Origin of the sequence: Streptomyces sp. NPDC017936 (assembly GCF_044328485.1) — a bacterium.
In the GTDB taxonomy this organism is placed as follows: domain Bacteria; phylum Actinomycetota; class Actinomycetes; order Streptomycetales; family Streptomycetaceae; genus Streptomyces.
The window spans coordinates 246189-262307 of sequence record NZ_JBIRHK010000013.1 but is presented as its reverse complement, the minus strand read 5'-3'; the positions used below and the strand labels follow the sequence as shown (position 1 = coordinate 262307).

17 protein-coding genes and 1 pseudogene are annotated in these 16119 nt (G+C 72.7%); 7 read left to right on the top strand and 11 right to left on the bottom strand.

The annotated features are described in order from the left end of the window. The first annotated feature begins 12 nt into the window (after positions 1 to 12). A complete protein-coding gene (locus tag ACH4F6_RS26650) occupies positions 13 to 702 on the top strand; it encodes a FadR/GntR family transcriptional regulator (protein WP_397962861.1) in 690 nt (229 codons plus the stop codon). Here the strand turns inward: ACH4F6_RS26650 and ACH4F6_RS26645 are convergent. From ACH4F6_RS26645 to ACH4F6_RS26615, 7 genes and pseudogenes are all read right to left on the bottom strand, one after another. Beyond that, positions 683 to 1033, bottom strand: coding sequence for a hypothetical protein (locus tag ACH4F6_RS26645; protein ID WP_397962860.1), 351 nt, complete (start codon positions 1031 to 1033; stop codon positions 683 to 685). The two genes, ACH4F6_RS26650 and ACH4F6_RS26645, sit on opposite strands and share 20 nt — an antisense overlap. A gap of 156 nt (positions 1034 to 1189) precedes the next feature. Continuing rightward, the gene (gene fabI / locus ACH4F6_RS26640) at positions 1190 to 1957 is read right to left on the bottom strand and encodes an enoyl-ACP reductase FabI (RefSeq protein ID WP_391035376.1); all 768 of its coding nucleotides are present in this window, start codon (positions 1955 to 1957) and stop codon (positions 1190 to 1192) included. A 5-nt stretch (positions 1958 to 1962) separates the two neighbouring features. After that, a complete protein-coding gene (fabG, locus tag ACH4F6_RS26635) occupies positions 1963 to 2667 on the bottom strand; it encodes a 3-oxoacyl-[acyl-carrier-protein] reductase (protein WP_397962859.1) in 705 nt (234 codons plus the stop codon). 160 nt (positions 2668 to 2827) lie between these two features. Beyond that, positions 2828 to 3214 (bottom strand): type II toxin-antitoxin system VapC family toxin, encoded by a 387-nt coding sequence (locus ACH4F6_RS26630; protein WP_397962886.1) that lies wholly within the window; start codon positions 3212 to 3214, stop codon positions 2828 to 2830. Between the two features lie 5 nt (positions 3215 to 3219). Beyond that, entirely contained in the window at positions 3220 to 3504 is a 285-nt protein-coding gene (locus tag ACH4F6_RS26625) for a type II toxin-antitoxin system Phd/YefM family antitoxin (RefSeq protein ID WP_397962858.1), read from the bottom strand. A gap of 52 nt (positions 3505 to 3556) precedes the next feature. After that, a complete protein-coding gene (locus ACH4F6_RS26620) occupies positions 3557 to 4246 on the bottom strand; it encodes a hypothetical protein (RefSeq protein WP_397962857.1) in 690 nt (229 codons plus the stop codon). Positions 4247 to 4302: 56 nt separating this feature from the next. Next, positions 4303 to 4467 (bottom strand): annotated as a pseudogene (locus tag ACH4F6_RS26615) (restriction endonuclease); the annotation flags it as partial. A gap of 497 nt (positions 4468 to 4964) precedes the next feature. On the opposite strand from ACH4F6_RS26615, the gene ACH4F6_RS26610 reads away from it, so the two are divergent. Both ACH4F6_RS26610 and ACH4F6_RS26605 read left to right on the top strand, forming a co-directional pair. Then, positions 4965 to 6488, top strand: coding sequence for a TldD/PmbA family protein (locus tag ACH4F6_RS26610; protein ID WP_397962856.1), 1524 nt, complete (start codon positions 4965 to 4967; stop codon positions 6486 to 6488). Further along, complete coding sequence (locus ACH4F6_RS26605) at positions 6485 to 7879, top strand: metallopeptidase TldD-related protein (RefSeq protein WP_397962855.1); 1395 nt, start codon at positions 6485 to 6487, stop codon at positions 7877 to 7879. Before ACH4F6_RS26610 ends, ACH4F6_RS26605 begins: the two co-directional genes overlap by 4 nt. A gap of 142 nt (positions 7880 to 8021) precedes the next feature. On the opposite strand, the gene ACH4F6_RS26600 is transcribed toward ACH4F6_RS26605, so the two are convergent. Further along, on the bottom strand, positions 8022 to 8306 hold the full coding sequence (locus ACH4F6_RS26600; RefSeq protein WP_397962854.1) for a GlsB/YeaQ/YmgE family stress response membrane protein: 285 nt from the start codon (positions 8304 to 8306) through the stop codon (positions 8022 to 8024). Positions 8307 to 8507: 201 nt separating this feature from the next. Between ACH4F6_RS26600 and ACH4F6_RS26595 the strand changes: the two genes are divergently transcribed. Further along, complete coding sequence (locus ACH4F6_RS26595) at positions 8508 to 8915, top strand: DUF3099 domain-containing protein (RefSeq protein ID WP_397962853.1); 408 nt, start codon at positions 8508 to 8510, stop codon at positions 8913 to 8915. A gap of 198 nt (positions 8916 to 9113) precedes the next feature. Further along, a complete protein-coding gene (locus tag ACH4F6_RS26590; RefSeq protein ID WP_397962852.1) occupies positions 9114 to 9329 on the top strand; it encodes a hypothetical protein in 216 nt (71 codons plus the stop codon). A 9-nt stretch (positions 9330 to 9338) separates the two neighbouring features. Here the strand turns inward: ACH4F6_RS26590 and moaA are convergent, their stop codons facing one another. The 3 genes from moaA to ACH4F6_RS26575 all read right to left on the bottom strand — a co-directional run bounded on the left by moaA (position 9339) and on the right by ACH4F6_RS26575 (position 12533). Then, on the bottom strand, positions 9339 to 10328 hold the full coding sequence (moaA, locus tag ACH4F6_RS26585; protein WP_397962851.1) for a GTP 3',8-cyclase MoaA: 990 nt from the start codon (positions 10326 to 10328) through the stop codon (positions 9339 to 9341). 226 nt (positions 10329 to 10554) lie between these two features. After that, the gene (locus tag ACH4F6_RS26580) at positions 10555 to 12180 is read right to left on the bottom strand and encodes a cation acetate symporter (RefSeq protein WP_397962850.1); all 1626 of its coding nucleotides are present in this window, start codon (positions 12178 to 12180) and stop codon (positions 10555 to 10557) included. Beyond that, positions 12177 to 12533 (bottom strand): DUF485 domain-containing protein, encoded by a 357-nt coding sequence (locus ACH4F6_RS26575; RefSeq protein WP_397962849.1) that lies wholly within the window; start codon positions 12531 to 12533, stop codon positions 12177 to 12179. Before ACH4F6_RS26575 ends, ACH4F6_RS26580 begins: the two co-directional genes overlap by 4 nt. Positions 12534 to 12898: 365 nt before the next feature. On the opposite strand from ACH4F6_RS26575, the gene ACH4F6_RS26570 reads away from it, so the two are divergent. Beyond that, positions 12899 to 14428 (top strand): S8 family peptidase, encoded by a 1530-nt coding sequence (locus tag ACH4F6_RS26570; protein WP_397962848.1) that lies wholly within the window; start codon positions 12899 to 12901, stop codon positions 14426 to 14428. A 159-nt stretch (positions 14429 to 14587) separates the two neighbouring features. Next, positions 14588 to 16099 (top strand): CoA transferase, encoded by a 1512-nt coding sequence (locus ACH4F6_RS26565; RefSeq protein WP_397962847.1) that lies wholly within the window; start codon positions 14588 to 14590, stop codon positions 16097 to 16099. Positions 16100 to 16119: the final 20 nt, after the last annotated feature.

Here is a 16119-nt window from a genome sequence, read left to right as displayed (position 1 = left end):
CGAAGGTGTGTCATGCCCCTGAGCCATCCCCGCCGCTCGGCGCTGTCCGAGCAGGTCATCGCCGCGCTGCGCACCCAGATCACCTCGGGCGAGTGGCCGGTGGGTTCGCGCATCCCGACGGAGCCCGAGCTGGTCGAGCAGCTGGGCGTCGCCCGCAACACGGTCCGCGAGGCCGTCCGCGCGCTCGCGCACAACGGCCTGCTGGACATCCGGCAGGGCTCGGGCACCTATGTCGTCGCGACCAGCGAGCTGGCCGGCGTGATGCACCGCCGTTTCGCCGACGCCGACCCGCGGCACATCGCCGAGCTGCGCTCCACGCTGGAGTCGGGCGCGGCGGGGCTCGCGGCCGAGCGGCGCACCGAGAAGGACCTCAAGCAGCTGGACGCGCTGCTGCTGCGGCGCGAGGAGGCGTGGGAGTCGGGCGACACGGAGGCGTTCGTCGCGGCCGACGCGACCTTCCACCTGGCGGTGGTGGCGGCCTCCCACAACGACGTCATGACCGCGATGTACGCGGACCTGGGCGAGGTGCTGCGGGACTGGCTGCGCGAGGACGTCGGCGAGGAGCTGACGCCGGAGACCTACATGGACCACGCGCGGCTGCTGGACGCGATCCGGGCCGGGGACGCGGAGCAGGCCGCCGCGGAGGCGGCCAGCTATCCGTTCCTGTGCCGGCCCGGACGGTTCACACCCGCTGGTGACTGACCCAGGCCGTGCGCACCTCCTTCCAGCACCGGCCGGTCAGCCGTACGGTCACGGCGGGTCCGGCGTCGGCGGGCACGCCGTCGGTGTCGAGGTCCCACCAGCGGGCGCACTCGATGTGCAGGCGGACCCGGTCGGTGCCGGCGTAGGGGTTGTGGCAGTGGGCCACGACACGGGAGCCGCGGACGGCGATGCGGCACTCCGCGCCGAACGGATCCGGGGTCGCGGCGGGCTTCGGCGCCCCCACGCGCGCGTGGGGCAGGGCGTCGTACGGCAGGGAGAAGACGAGGCAGACGGCGACGATCACTGGGGCCACGCTGCGAGACAGGCGCACAAAGGGACCTCCTCGGCCGTGCTGGGGAGGAAAGCGAGAGGAACGCGCACCTCAGCGTGCCCGGTCGGGCTCGGCGCCCGCCCGGCCTGGTAGGCCGAACGGGTGACGCCCCGCCCCCGCGGTGCGGGGACGGGGCGTCGGGGACCGGACCGGGGATCAGGCGCCGATGGCGTGCAGACCGCCGTCGACGTGGATGATCTCGCCCGTGGTCTTCGGGAACCAGTCGCTCAGCAGGGCGACGACACCGCGGCCGGCCGGCTCGGGGTCCTTGAGGTCCCACTCCAGCGGGGAGCGGGAGTCCCACACGGAGGCCAGCTCGCCGAAGCCCGGGATGGACTTCGCGGCCATGGAGCCGATCGGACCCGCCGAGATGAGGTTGCAGCGGATGTTCTGCTTGCCCAGGTCGCGCGCCATGTAGCGGCTGGTGGCCTCGAGGGCGGCCTTGGCGGGGCCCATCCAGTCGTACTGCGGCCAGGCGTACTGCGCGTCGAAGGTGAGACCGACGACCGAGCCGCCGTTCTGCATCAGCGGCAGGCAGGCCATGGTGAGCGACTTCAGGGAGTACGCCGAGACGTGCATGGCCGTGGCGACCGACTCGAACGGCGTGTTGAGGAAGTTGCCGCCGAGGGCGTCCTGCGGGGCGAAACCGATGGAGTGCACGACGCCGTCGAGGCCGCCGAGCTCCTCGCCCACGATGTCCGCGAGGCGGCCGAGGTGCTCGTCGTTCGTCACGTCGAGCTCGATGACCTTGGTGGGCTTCGGCAGCTTCCTGGCGATGCGCTCGGTCAGCGTGGGCCGCGGGAACGCGGTCAGGATGATCTCGGCACCCTGCTCCTGGGCCAGCTTGGCGGTGTGGAAGGCGATGGAGGACTCCATCAGCACACCGGTGATCAGGACGCGCTTGCCCTCGAGAATTCCGCTCATGGTGATCAGTGACCCATTCCCAGTCCGCCGTCAACCGGGATGACGGCTCCAGTGATGTACGAGGCGTCGTCCGAGGCGAGGAACCGCACCGTCGCGGCGATCTCCTCCGGCCGCGCGTACCGGCCGAGCGGCACCTGCGAGACGATGCCCGCGCGCTGCTCGTCGGTGAGCACCTTGGTCATGTCGGTGTCGACGAAACCGGGCGCGACGACGTTGAAGGTGATGTTGCGCGATCCCAGCTCCCGGGCGAGGGAGCGCGCGAAGCCGACCAGGGCGGCCTTGGAGGCGGCGTAGTTGGCCTGACCCGCGGAGCCGAGCAGGCCGACGACCGAGGAGATCAGGACGACGCGGCCCTTCCGGGCGCGCAGCATGCCGCGGTTGGCACGCTTGACCACGCGGAAGGTGCCGGTGAGGTTGGTGTCGATGACCGAGGTGAAGTCCTCCTCGGACATGCGCATCAGGAGCTGGTCCTTGGTGACGCCGGCGTTGGCGATCAGGACCTCGACGGAACCGTGCGCGTCCTCGATCTCCTTGTAGGCCTGCTCCACCTGCTCGGGGTCGGTGATGTCGCACTTGACGGCGAGGAAGCCGGCCGGCGGCTCCCCCGAGCGGTACGTGATCGCGACCTTGTCGCCGGCGTCGGCGAACGCTCGGGCGATGGCGAGGCCGATGCCCCGGTTTCCTCCGGTGACGAGAACCGAGCGGCTCAACGGATCACCCTTTCCCTAGGGATCTGACACAACCGCCGGACGCTTGGACGACAGGCGGCTTCCTCGTGAAACCTATCGGTCCCGGTCCGTCCCGGAGCATTCGGGCACCGACAGTGGCTCCCGTGGCCTCCTGTGGGGTTCCTACAGTTCGCACCGCGGGTCAGTCGGCCATGCCCGGTGCGTGAGCCGACAGCCCTTCGGCGCGAGCGGTCTCGAGCATCCTGCGGTCGTAGGTCACCAGGCCGGTCAGGTCGTCCCGCAGGGAGAGAGCGCTGGCCACGTGGATCGCGTCCAGCGTCCTCAGGCGTCCGACCAGCAGAGCCGCCGTGTCGCGCACCTCTCGGGTGAGGAGAATCTCGGTGATCCGGGCGTCCAGGTCCTCCATGGCCTTCGGAAAGTGCCCCATGAGGTCCAGGGTCCGCACGGTCTCCACGAAGCCGAGCGTGCTGGTGGCGAGCGGCTCCGTGGCCCGTTCCTGGAGGAAGGCGTCCATCGCGCCCCAGTGACTGCGCCGGGTCATCCAGGTGACCAGCGCGGACGTGTCCATGTAGATCAACGGTCGTCCTCTTCGCGCTCGGCCAGCAGGAGCGCCACGGGATCGATGTCTTCCGGCACCTCGTAGTGCGGCATGCTGTGGCGGTCGGCGGCGGTGACCGGCTTCAGCTTGATCTTCCCTTGCGCCACCAGGTGCGCGTACCGCTCCATGGGACTGCCGGCCGGTGACAGTATCGCGATCACGTTGCCGTGCCGGGTGACCTGGATCGACTCACCCTTCTCGACGCGGGCGAAGACCGCGCTGGGGTTGTACGAGAACTCGCGGACGGAGATGGTGCTCATACCGCGCTCCCCTCACAGCAGGCGGGTTGTGCGTACATACCTCTGAGGGTACCTACATCCGGCCGCCGCGGCCGTTTCCCTGCGACCCCGTGCTGCGCGCGGTGTCGACCGACTCGGCGAGAGCGTCGGTGTCCGAGGCCAGGTCCCGCCAGGGACGTGAGAGGTCGACGACGTGCCGCCAGATCCTCAGGCGTCCCTCCCCCACCGGCACCTCCACGGCTCCGGGCCTGCCGGAGGCGTGGACGAGATGTCCTTCGGCGAGACCGAGGCGTACGCAGTGGGCGGTCATCTGGTACAGGTCGCCCCGCTGCGGTCTGGTCTTGAACTTGGCGTCGAGCACCACGGCCTGGCGCATCGTCCCGTCGCGCGGCGACGGCAGGTAGTGCACGAGGTCGGGCTCGGGGACGTGCCGGTCGGCGACGTCCAGGGAGAAGTTCCGGTCCCGCGGCTCGGGTCTGCCTCCGATGCGCAGGCGCAGGGCCTCGCCGACGGCACGGGCCAGGTAGGCCCCGAAGAGGCGCCACATGGTCACGAGCATCCCGTCGACGGCGATCTCGCGGCCGTCGCCGAGTTCGCAGGAGGCGCCGCGCAGGACGAGTTCGGCGAGGACGAGGGCGTGGGCGTTGCGCCGGCCGGGGGTCCACCGGGGTGCCGGTGCCCCGGCGGGCAGGAGCCGGACTCCGTCGAGCCGGGCGGTGAGGCGCTGGAGGGCGGAGCGCGCGGCCGGGGCGAGGCCGGGCACGCGCAGGAGGCGGCGGCGAGGAGGAGACGGTTCTCCGGTGTGTCGGGCGTGTGGTCGTCGTAGGCGACTTCCGGGGGCACGGGGACGCCCGGCCTTCGGCGGAGCTGGTCGGCGTGGCGGATGCGGCCCCGGACGACGGGCAGCGTGTCGCGCGTCTCCCGGCAGTCGTGGAGGACGCCGTGCAGCAGGGCGCGTTCGGCGGTGGAGACGAAGGCGTGCACGAGGGCCGGGAGGAGGTCCGGACGGGCGTCGGCGGTGACCGGACGCGGGTCGAAGGCGACGCGTTCGGGGGCGTAGGGGACGAGGTGGAGGAGACGGTATCGGGTGTGGACTTGCCACGCTGCTTCTTCTTGGTCGCCGGTGCGGTCGGGTGCTTCGGCGGGCCTCCGGCCGGGATGACGCGGGTCAGGCGACGAGGGAGCTGGTGAACGCCTCGTACTCGGCGATGAGGTCATGGTGGACACCGAAGACGTCCATAGGTCGGTCGGCCCCCTTGATCACTTACGTTCGCTCGGCCGCGTGCCCCGTCCGGGAAGCAGACCCCCTCGCCGGAAGACGGACCACGCAACTGATCCACCCTGCTGTCCCGCCACCCTCCTCTCGCCGGTGGTTTCCCGTCCTCACGCTCCAGCCTTTTCGGGAGAGCCCGAGGAGCGAGACGTGGTTCACTGCCTCCGACGGTCACCACAGGCAAGCGTCCGAAGGGATCTCTCCCACCGTGCCCCATGACATCGATCAGTCCTTCCTTGCACTCCCCCTACGCGCCCTGGCCGACGCCGCGCTCGCCCGCGCGCGTGCGCTGGGGGCGGAGCACGCGGACTTCCGGTTCGAGCGGGTGCGCAGCGCGTCCTGGCGGTTCCGGGACGCCAAGCCGGCCGGCTCGTCGGACACCACCGACCTCGGGTACGCGGTGCGCGTGGTGCACGGCGGGACGTGGGGGTTCGCGTCGGGCGTGGACCTGACCATGGACGCGGCGGCCAAGGTCGCCTCGCAGGCCGTGGCGATGGCGAAGCTGTCCGCGCAGGTGATCCGGGCGGCGGGGGCCGACGAGCGGGTGGAGCTGGCCGACGAGCCGGTGCACGCCGAGAAGACGTGGGTGTCGTCGTACGGGATCGACCCGTTCACCGTGCCCGACGAGGAGAAGGCGGCGCTGCTCACGGAGTGGAGCGCGCGGCTGCTCGCGGCCGGCGGGATCAACCACGTGGACGCCTCGCTGCTCACCGTCCACGAGAACAAGTTCTACGCGGACACCGCGGGCACGGTGACCACGCAGCAGCGCGTGCGGCTCCACCCGGTGCTGGAGGCGGTGTCGGTCGACGAGTCCAGCGGCGAGTTCGACTCGATGCGGACGATCGCGCCGCCGGCCGGGCGGGGCTGGGAGTACCTGACGGGCACCGGCTGGGACTGGGACGAGGAACTGGAGCGGATCCCGGAGCTGCTGGCCGAGAAGATGCGGGCGCCCAGCGTCGAGCCGGGCCTGTACGACCTCGTCGTGGACCCGTCCAACCTGTGGCTGACCATCCACGAGTCCATCGGGCACGCCACCGAGCTGGACCGCGCGCTGGGCTACGAGGCCGCCTACGCCGGCACCTCGTTCGCCACCTTCGACCGGCTCGGCAAGCTGCGGTACGGCTCGGAGCTGATGAACGTCACCGGCGACCGCACCGCCGAGCACGGCCTGGCGACCGTCGGCTACGACGACGAGGGCGTCGAGGCGCAGTCCTGGGACCTGGTGAAGGACGGCACCCTCGTCGGCTACCAGCTGGACCGGCGGATCGCGCGGCTCACCGGGTTCGAGCGGTCCAACGGGTGCGCGTTCGCCGACTCCCCCGGCCACGTGCCGGTGCAGCGCATGGCCAACGTGTCGCTGCGGCCGGACCCGGCGGGCCTGTCCACCGAAGGCCTCATCGGGGGCGTCGACCGGGGCATCTACGTCGTCGGCGACCGGTCCTGGTCGATCGACATGCAGCGGTACAACTTCCAGTTCACCGGGCAGCGCTTCTTCCGGATCGAGAACGGGCGGATCACCGGGCAGCTGCGGGACGTGGCCTACCAGGCGACGACCACCGACTTCTGGGGCTCCATGGCGGCCGTCGGCGGCCCGCAGACCTACGTCCTCGGGGGCGCCTTCAACTGCGGCAAGGCCCAGCCGGGACAGGTCGCGGCCGTCTCGCACGGCTGCCCGTCCGCCCTGTTCAAGGGCGTCAACATTCTGAACACCACCCAGGAGGCCGGCCGATGAGCGCCCCCACGAACAAGCCGCACGAGGTCGTCGAGCGGGCGCTGGAGCTGTCGCGGGCCGACGGCTGCGTCGTCATCGCCGACGAGCAGTCGACCGCCAACCTGCGGTGGGCGGGCAACGCGCTCACCACCAACGGCGTGACGCGCTCGCGCACCCTCACCGTGATCGCGACGGTGGACGGCAAGGAGGGCACCGCGTCCGGGGTCGTCTCGCGGGCGGCCGTGACCGCCGACGAGCTGGAGCCGCTGGTGCGGGCCGCCGAGGCCGCCGCGCACGGGGCCGGCCCCGCCGAGGACGCGCAGCCGCTGGTCACGGGCGCCGCGGAGTCGCCCGGGTTCACGCAGGCGCCCGCCGAGACCACGTCCGCGGTGTTCGCCGACTTCGCTCCGGCCCTGGGTGAGGCGTTCGCCCGCGCGCGGGCGGGCGGGCGGGAGCTGTACGGCTTCGCCAACCACGAGCTGGTGTCGACGTACGTGGGCACGTCGACGGGGCTGCGGCTGCGGCACGACCAGCCGAACGGCACGCTGGAGCTCAACGCCAAGTCGCCGGACCGTACCCGTTCGGCGTGGGCGGGCCGGTCGACCCGGGACTTCAGGGACGTCGACCCGGCGGCGCTCGACGCCGAGCTCGCCGTACGCCTGGGCTGGGCGGAGCGGCGGATCGAGCTGCCCGCCGGGCGGTACGAGACGCTGCTGCCGCCGACCGCCGTCGCGGACCTGATGATCTACCAGTTGTGGTCGTCGTCGGGCCGGGACGCGGCCGAGGGGCGGACCGTGTTCTCCAAGCCGGGCGGCGGCACCCGGCTCGGCGAGAAGCTGACCGGGCTGCCGCTGTCCCTGCGCAGCGACCCCGCCGAGCCGGGGCTGGAGTCGGCGCCGTTCGTCGTCGCGCACTCCTCCGGCGGCGACCGGTCGGTGTTCGACAACGGGCTGCCGATCGGGGCCACCGAGTGGATCGCCGGGGGCGAGCTCAGGCGCCTGGCGACCAGCCGGCACAGCGCGGCCCTGACCGGGCTGCCGGTGGCCCCCGCGGGCGACAACCTGATCCTGGACGGCGGGGACGACCGCTCCCTGGAGGAGATGGTCGCGGGCACCGCGCGCGGGCTGCTGCTGACCTGCCTGTGGTACATCCGCGAGGTGGACCCGGCCACCCTGCTGCTCACCGGGCTGACCCGGGACGGCGTGTACCTCGTCGAGGACGGCGAGGTCGTCGGCGAGGTCAACAACTTCCGGTTCAACGAGTCCCCGGTGGACCTGCTGGGCCGGGCGACGGAGGCCGGGCGCACGGAGAAGACGCTGCCCCGGGAGTGGAGCGACTGGTTCACCCGGGCCGCGATGCCCGCGCTGCGGGTGCCGGACTTCAACATGAGCTCCGTCAGCCAGGGCGTGTGACGCGGACCCGCGCGGACGGCGGCCGGTGCCGCCGGAAGGGTGACGAGGACCCGGCCGCGGCCGGGGGGTGACCGGTCCTGAGCGGGGCCGTGCCGCGGCACGGCCCCGCGCCCCTTCGGGCGCTCCGGCACGGCGCGCGGGGTCAGACCCGCCGCTGCTGCTTCCTCCTGCCCAGCGTCTGCATGTACAGCATGTCGCCGATCGCCACGATGATGATCGCGGCGATCAGCTGGAAGATGTGCCGGCCCCAGTCGATGCCGGGGGTCTCGTCGATGCCGAAGCCGCGGGCGACCGCGTTGCCGACGATCGCGCCCAGGATGCCGCAGATGGTGGTCAGCCAGAGCGGGCTGTGCTGCTTCCCCGGGATGACCGCCTTGGCGATCAGGCCCAGCACGAATCCCACGATGATCGCCCACAACCAGCCCATGACTGCCTCCCGGTACGGCTCGACGCCGGCGTCTCCCCCAGTCTGGATCCGTACGCCGTACGGCGCATGTCGGGTACGGCCGTACGCGGTACGGCGCAGAGCGCCCGGCGAGGGGGGACGCGACCCGGTCTCGAACGCGGTGGAACGGCGGCGTACCGTGGGTGCGGGGGAGAGTTCGATGCGGGCGGATGGTGGAACGTGATGCGGAAGCAGGGTGGCGGCGGCAACGTCCAGGTGTTCCGGATCACTGGGGCCCGTCAGGGGCTCCAGGAGGACGTGCGGGGCCGGCAGCGGCGGTACGTGATCTCGATGTCGATCCGTACGGTGTCGGTGATCCTCGCGGCGGTGCTGTGGAACGTGGAACGGCATGTGGCTCTGGTGGCGCTGGTCCTCGGGCTGGTCCTGCCGTACATCGCGGTGGTGATCGCCAACGCCGGGCGGGAGAACGCGCCGGGGCTCCCCTCGACGTTCGTCGCCCCGCCGGCGCGGCCGGTGATCGAACCGCCGCGCGCGCAGGACGCCCCGGGCGCGTCCGGCCCCGAAGAGGAGCGCTTCGCGGAATCCGCGCGGAGGGACGCGGGGGCCGGTCCCGCCGAGCGGCGACCGTGAGCCGGCCGTGCGGGGGCTGTGCGCCGAGCTCAGGAAAAGCTCAGATCAATCATGTGGTTCCGGTCCCGTCGGGCAGGTGACCCATGACATACTTCGTACGCGCTCCGCATCCCCCGTCGGAGCGACGGACCGACGCCGGGCAGCTCCCCCCGTGGCTGCTCGGCGTCGCCTTTTGTGCGCACCTGTGGGACGAAACCTGTGACTGACGAGACGCCGATCTGTTCCGCCAAGGGCTGCCGTGCCGACGCCGTGTGGGTGCTGGCGTGGAACAACCCGAAGATCCACACGCCGGAGCGGCGCAAGACCTGGCTCGCCTGCGACGAGCACCGCGAGCACCTGTCGCAGTTCCTCGGGGTGCGGGGGTTCTTGAAGGACGTGGTCCTGCTGGCGGAGTGGGAGGTGCGGGAGGGCTGAGGGGCCGCCTCAGCCGCCGATCGCCGACATGGGGCGGTCCGGCTGGACGAAGGACGGGTCGTCCAGGCCCGCGCCCGCCTTCTTGCCCCACATCGCCAGGCGCCAGATGCGGGCGATCTCCTCGTCGGGGGCGCCGGAGCGCAGGGCCGCCCGCAGGTCGGTCTCCTCACGGGCGAACAGGCAGGTGCGGACCTGGCCGTCGGCGGTCAGCCGGGTGCGGTCGCAGGCCGAGCAGAACGGGCGGGTGACGGAGGCGATGACGCCGACGCGCTGCGGTCCGCCGTCCACCAGCCAGCGCTCGGCCGGGGCGGAGCCGCGTGCCTCCTGGCCCTCGGGGGTCAGCTCGAAGCGGGTGCGCAGGGAGGCCAGGATGTCCCCGGCGGTGACCATGCCCTCGCGCTTCCAGCCGTGCTGGGCGTCGAGGGGCATCTGCTCGATGAAGCGCAGTTCGTAGTCGTGCTCCAGCGCCCAGGCCAGCAGGTCGGGTGCCTCGTCGTCGTTCAGCCCGGGCATCAGGACGGCGTTGACCTTCACCGGGGTCAGGCCCGCCTCGTGGGCGGCCCGCAGGCCGTCGAGGACGTCCTGGTGGCGGTCGCGGCGGGTGAGGGTCTTGAAGACGTCGGGGCGGAGCGTGTCGAGGGAGACGTTGACCCGGTCCAGGCCCGCGGCCTTCAGGGCCGTCGCGGTGCGCCGGAGGCCGATGCCGTTGGTGGTCAGCGACGTCCGGGGGCGGGGGGCGAGGGCGGCGACCCGCTCGACGATGCCGACGAGGCCGGGGCGCAGCAGGGGCTCGCCGCCGGTGAAGCGCACCTCCTCGACGCCGAGCACGCGGACCGCGATGTCGATCAGGCGGACGATCTCGTCGTCCGTGAGCAGGTCGGGCTTGGCCAGCCACTGCAGGCCTTCTTCGGGCATGCAGTACGTGCAGCGCAGATTGCAGCGGTCGGTCAGCGAGACCCTCAGGTCGGTGGCAACCCGGCCGTAGGTGTCGATGAGCACTGGGCCCCCTCCCTCGTAGCGGATCGCATGAGTTCCGTCACCGGCGAGCCTACGTGACGGCGCCGACAACGACAGCGCCCGGTCCCACGACGTGGGACGCGGCCGGGGCGGGGGGCGGGGGGGGGGGGCCCCCCCCCCGGCGCGCGGGGGGGGGGGGGGGGGGGGGGGGGGGGGGGCGGCCCCCCGGGGGCCCCCCCCCCCCCCCACGGCCGGGGAGGGGTGTCCGTCAGTGGGCGCCGGTGCCGGTCAGGGACCGGACCTCCAGCTCCGCGTACTTGCCGGCGTCCGGCTCCTCCTTGGACAGGACGGTGCCGAGCCAGCCCATCAGGAAGCCGAACGGGATGGAGATGATGCCCGGGTTCTTCAGCGGGAACCAGGCGAAGTCGACGTCGGGGAACATCGCCTTGGGGTCGCCGGAGACCACGGGTGAGAAGAGCACCAGGCCGACGGCGACGATCAGGCCGCCGTAGATCGACCACAGGGCGCCCCGGGTGGTGAACCGCTTCCAGAACAGGCTGTAGAGGATGGTCGGCAGGTTGGCGGACGCGGCGACCGCGAAGGCCAGGGCGACCAGGCCGGCGACGTTGAGGTCGCGGGCGAGCGCGCCCAGGCCGATGGAGACGATGCCGATGAAGACGGTCGCCCAGCGGGCCGCCCTCATCTCCTCCTTGTCCGTGGCCTTCCCCTTGCGGATGACGTTGGCGTAGATGTCGTGGGCGAAGGACGACGAGGAGGCGAGGGTGAGTCCGGCGACGACGGCGAGGATCGTCGCGAAGGCCACCGCCGAGATCGTGGCGAGCAGGATGGCGCCCCAGGTCGAGTCGACGCCGCCGAGGTGGAGGGCGAGCAGGGGCGCGGCCGTGTTGCCGGACGGGTTGGAGGCGATGATCTCGTCCTGCGAGATCAGTGCGGCGGCGCCGAAGCCGAGCGCGATGGTCATCAGGTAGAAGACGCCGATGATGCCGATCGCCCAGTTGACGGACTTCCGGGCGGCCTTGGCGTCGGGGACGGTGTAGAAGCGGATCAGGATGTGCGGCAGGCCGGCCGTGCCGAGCACCAGGGCGATGCCCAGGGAGATGAAGTCCAGCTTGGAGGTTCCGGTCGCGCCGTACTGGAGGCCGGGCTCCAGGAAGGCGGCGCCCTTGCCGCTGTTCTCTGCGGCCTTGCCGAGCAGGTCCGAGATGTTGAAGTCGAACTTCAGCAGCACCAGGAAGGTGATGAGGATCGTGCCGCCGATGAGCAGCACGGCCTTGACCATCTGGACCCAGGTGGTGCCCTTCATGCCGCCGATGGAGACGTACACGATCATCAGGACGCCGACGAGGGCGACGATCAGGATCTTGCCGGCGTCGGAGGTGATGCCGAGCAGCAGGGAGACCAGGACGCCCGCGCCGGCCATCTGGGCCAGCAGGTAGAAGATCGAGACGACGATGGTGGAGGTGCCGGCCGCCGTGCGGACCGGGCGCTGGCGCATGCGGTAGGCCAGGACGTCGCCCATGGTGTAGCGGCCGGAGTTCCTCAGCGGCTCGGCCACCAGGAGCAGCGCGACCAGCCAGGCGACCAGGAAGCCGATGGAGTAGAGGAAGCCGTCGTAGCCGAAGAGGGCGATGGCGCCCGCGATGCCGAGGAAGGACGCGGCCGACATGTAGTCGCCGGAGACGGCGAGGCCGTTCTGGAAGGCGCTGAACTGGCGGCCGCCCGCGTAGAAGTCGGCGGCGTCCTTGGTCTGGCGGCCCGCCCAGACGGTGATGACGAGGGTCGCGACGACGAACACCGCGAACAGGGTGATGATCAGCGGCCGGTGTTCGCTGGCCTCGTTGGCGGCCAGGAAGGTGTGCTGTGCGGGGCTCATGCGCCGCCCTCCATCCGGGACTTGATGGCCTCGGCCTTGGGGTCGAGCTTCGCGGCGGCGTGCCGCGCGTACCACCAGGCGATGAGGAACGTGGTGACGAACTGGGCGACGCCGAGGACGAAGGCGACGTTGATGTTGCCGAACAGCTCGGTGCCCATGAAGTCGCCCGCGTAGTTGGAGAGCAGGACGTACAGCAGGTACCAGGCGATGAAGGCGACGGTCAGCGGAAAGGCGAAGGCGCGGTGGGAGCGGCGCAGCTCGCCGAACTCCGGGCTCTCCTGCACCGCGACGAACTCCTCGGTGGAGGGGAGTCGGGTTTCGGTCTTCGAGGGTGGCGGTGTCTCGGTGGCCACGGAGTCTCCTCGCGTTTCGGACGGCGGGTGGACGCGGGTGCTCGATCGTCCTCGGGCTCCCTGCCCAAGGTCACGGCGGCGCACCACCCCCGGTTCAACCCGATCGGGTTGTTTCGGAAGTCGTCGCCGGGTTTCCCTCCGACGCCGTCGACGGGTCCTCCGGGCGGGATCCGCCGGGCCGGCGGGGGTCCTCGCCGGGTTCTCGCGAGCGGACTTCGGCCGGTTCTTCCGGAAGTCGTCGCGGTAGGTCATTGCTGGCCGGCGAGTCAGGAAGATAGTTTCGGGCGAGCACCACCCGTCATGTACCTGCCCACGCGCTACCGGCGTCGCGGGCCGGTCTCGTTTCCGGATGATGTGGAGACCCCATGGCTCATCTGCCTTCCAGACGCCGCCTCGCCCTCGCGGTGCCCGTCGTGCTCTCGCTGACCGCCTCGCTCGGCTTCCTGCCGACGGCGGCCTCGGCGGCCCCGGCCACGGCCCCCGCCGCGCAGGCGGCCGACGCCGGCACCCTGGCGTACGTCGTCAACACGAAGGTGGACCACCGCACGATCGCCTCGGTGAAGAAGGCGGTCGCCGCGGCCGGCGGCACCGTCACCGCGGCGTACGACAAGATCGGCGTGCTCGTCGTGCACTCGGCGAACCCCGACTTCGGCCCGACCATACGGGCGGTGCGCGGGGTGCAGTCGGCGGGTGCGACCCGCACCGCGCCGCTGAGCCTCGCCGGCACCACCGACGAGGGCGCGGCGCAGCTGCTGTCGACGGCGGACGCCGCGAGGACGGCGAGCGCGTCGGCGGCGGCGGGCGAGAGCGAGCCCCTCGAGGCCGACCAGTGGGACCTGCGGGCGATCGGCGCCGACCAGGCCGCCGCGATCAACCCGGGCAGCAGGAAGGTGACGGTCGCCGTGATCGACACCGGCGTCGACGACACCCACCCGGACCTCGCCCCGAACTTCTCCGCGTCCCAGTCGGCCAACTGCGTGGGCGGCGTCGCGGACACCGCCGAGGGCGCCTGGCGTCCGTACACCGCCGAGGACTACCACGGCACGCACGTCGCCGGCGAGATCGCGGCGGCGCGCAACGGCATCGGCGTGGCCGGTGTCGCGCCCGGCGTGAAGGTCTCCAGCATCAAGGTGAGCGACCCGAAGGACGGCCTCTTCTACCCGGAGAACGTCGTCTGCGCCTTCGTGTTCGCCGCCGACCACGGCGTCGAGATCACGAACAACAGCTACTACGTGGACCCGTGGCTGTACAACTGCATGGACGACCCCGACCAGAAGGCCATCGTCGACGCGGTCAACCGGGCGCAGCTGTACGCCCAGAAGAAGGGCACGCTCAACGTCGCCTCGGCGGGCAACTCCAACCACGACCTGGACGCGGACGAGATCGTCGACGACAGCAGCCCGGACGACACCACGCCGGTGACGCGGACGGTCGACCCGCACACCTGCCTCGACGTGCCGACCCAGCTGCCGGGTGTCGTCACGGTGAGCGCGACGGGCGTCAAGGGCACCAAGTCGTACTACTCCAGCTACGGCCTGGGCGTCACCGACGTCGCGGCTCCGGGCGGCGACCGCTACCAGATCCCGGACACCCCGTCGGCCAACGGCCGCATCCTGTCGACGATGCCGAACAACGCGTACGGCTTCCTCCAGGGCACCTCGATGGCGTCCCCGCACGTCGCCGGCGTGGCCGCGCTGCTGAAGTCGACGCACCCGTGGGCCTCCCCGGCGGCCCTCCAGGCGCTGCTGAAGGCGCAGGCGGACAACCCGGGCTGCCCGGCCGAGCCGTACGACGGCAACGGCGACGGCGTGGTGGACGCCACGTGCGCGGGCGGCAAGCGGGTGAACGGGTTCTTCGGCTTCGGCGTCGTGAACGCGTTGCGCGCGGTGAAGTAGGCGAAGGGGGCGAGGGTCTCCACGAGGGCCGGACGGCATCCGTCCGGCCCTTCCCATTCCCTTCCCTTTCCCTTCCCCCTTCCCGCCCGGCGCGGCGTCCCGGCGCCCGGTTCCCCGTCATCCGTGTGCCGGTTCCGATCGGTCATGCATAGTGCCGTCATGAGGGACATCGAGTTCGCCTGGTCGGAACTGGGGGGCGGTCCCGCCCTCCTCCCGCGCGTGGAGACGGTCGTGCGCGAGGGAGCCCTGGCGGCGCGGCTCCCGGTCCGGGAGCTGGCGCGGGCCTGTGTGGGCGCGTGCGCGCTGGCCGGCGCCGAGCTGGGGGCGCGGCGGGCCGGGCTCGCGGAGGTGCCCCGGGTGCGGGTGGACGACGGGGCGGTGGCCACGGCGTTCGTCAGCGAGCGCCACCTGCTCGTCGACGGGCGGACGCCGACCGGTTTCGCACCGCTGTCGCGGTTCTGGCGGACGGCGGACGGATGGGTGCGCACGCACGCCAACTACCCCCATCACCGGGAGCGGTTGCTCCGGGCCCTGGGCCCGGCCGGCGCCTGCGGCGACCCGGCCGCCGTGGCGGCGGCCCTCGCCGGGCGCTCCGCGCTGGAGGTGGAGCGGACGGTGTCCGCGGCCGGGGGCCTGGCCGTCGCGCTGCGCACGCCCGGGGAGTGGGCCGCGCACGAGCAGGCGGCGGAGCTCGCCCGGCGGCCGCTCGTCGAGCGCGCGCGGGCGGACACCCCGCACGCGCGCGCCCTCCCGCCGCTCCCCGACCGGGGTGAGGGCGCCCCCCTGCTGCCCGCCGCGGGACTGCGGGTGCTGGATCTGACGCGGGTCATCGCCGGCCCGGTCGCCACCCGCGTCCTCGCCCTGCTGGGGGCGGACGTCCTGCGCGTCGACGCCCCCCACCTGCCCGAGCTGCCCGACCAGCACGCCGACACGGGCTTCGGGAAGCGGTCGGCGGTCCTGGACCTCACCGCCGGCCGGCGGACGTTCGAGGACCTGCTCGCCTCGGCGGACGTCGTCGTGACGGGGTACCGGCCCGGCGCCCTGGACCGGTTCGGCCTCGCGCCCGAGGCGCTGGCCGAGCGGCACCCCGGGCTGGTCGTGGCCCAGTTGTCGGCGTGGGGGGCGTACGGGCCGTGGGGCGGGCGGCGCGGCTTCGACAGCCTCGTCCAGGCCGCGACCGGTGTCGCGGCGATCGAGGGGACGGCCGAACGGCCCGGCGCGCTGCCGGCCCAGGCCCTCGACCACGGCACGGGCTACCTGCTGGCGGCGGCGGTCCTGCGCGCGCTCACCGAGCGGGCGGCGCGGGGGCGCGGCGCGGTCGTCCGGCTGGCGTTGGCGCGGACGGCGGCCTGGCTGACGGCGGGGGCGCGAGCGGGGGACGTGCCGGCGGGGGACGTGCGGCCGGGGACGGCGGACGTGCCGGCGCGTGGCGTGCGGCCGGGGGCCGGGGAGACCGGAGCGCCCTACGACGGTCCGCGGGCCTGGCTCGGCGAGACCGGCAGCCGGATCGGGCGGCTGCGGTACGCCCTGCCGCCCGTGTCCTTCGACGGCGGACCGGGCGACTGGGCGCGGCCGCCGGGACCGTGGGGCACGGATCCGGCACGCTGGGAGGCGGCTCCCGCGCGCCGAGAGGGGACTTCGGCACGCCGGGCGGGCCGCGGGCGGGCGTGAACCCGGCGCCGCCGGGGGAG